Source organism: Sulfolobus sp. B1, from assembly GCF_007050195.1.
Taxonomy (GTDB): Archaea; Thermoproteota; Thermoprotei_A; order Sulfolobales; family Sulfolobaceae; genus Saccharolobus.
Map to the genome: position 1 here is coordinate 1 of NZ_QIMI01000307.1, position 814 is coordinate 814.

Genomic DNA, 814 nt, shown 5'->3' on the forward strand with positions numbered 1-814 from the left:
GCCCAGAGTTACTATTCCGAATTCAAGATAATATTGTGGAACCTTTATATGCGCAAGTAGGAGCATCGTTCTTCACTGAATATCCAAATCCGTTCTTCTGGGGTCAATATTGGCCAAGCAAATTACTACTACCAAATTCTGTGAGTGGAACTTCACTTTACTCTGAAGTCAATCAAGTATTCCCGTTATGGATAGGTGCTTTTGCTGAATTACTAATGACTTTCTTACTCTTATTAATAGTTCTAGCGGTTACTGATGCTGATTCACCATTTTTCAATCAAAGCTTAGCCCCATGGGCTATAGGAATAGGTTATGTAATGCCATTCTTATTATTCGAGGCTCAATTGACTGGAGGTATGATAAACGAGGCTAGAAGCTGGGGACCAATGCTAGCTCTTTACCTATTTGGTTATAGGTCAGGGGCATTTAACTTTAGAGGACAGTATTTCTTCGTTTATGGCATCCCTGATTTCATAGGTGGCATTCTAGGTGCTTTATTCTGGGACTGCGTATTGAAACCGTATCTTAAGTATCTGAAAAGCAATAATAAGAAATAAGGAGTTTTTATTTACTTTTCTCCAATTGAGTTCTCCTTAAAGGCATTTTTTCAGCTTCTTTATTTATCGAAATATGAACGCTATTAGACAAACGGATCCGAATAGGGCGAGCGAAATCTATAATTTTTAAGATAATTACTAGAAAATATACTATCCGTAAGAATGATCCACTTCAATTATTACTGTAGGCATCCCTGGTGATAGCTTAATCACTTTTCATCTTTACTCCCCATAACTATTTATAGGAAGAGCGTTTA

General features: G+C 36.7%; 1 protein-coding gene. It reads left to right on the forward strand.

The genetic code is table 11. The annotated features are described in order from the left end of the window. Positions 1–557, forward strand: a 557-nt coding sequence (locus DMP16_RS10355) for an aquaporin (protein WP_185957873.1), incomplete at its 5' end; no start/stop codon positions are given. Positions 558–814 lie beyond the last annotated feature (257 nt).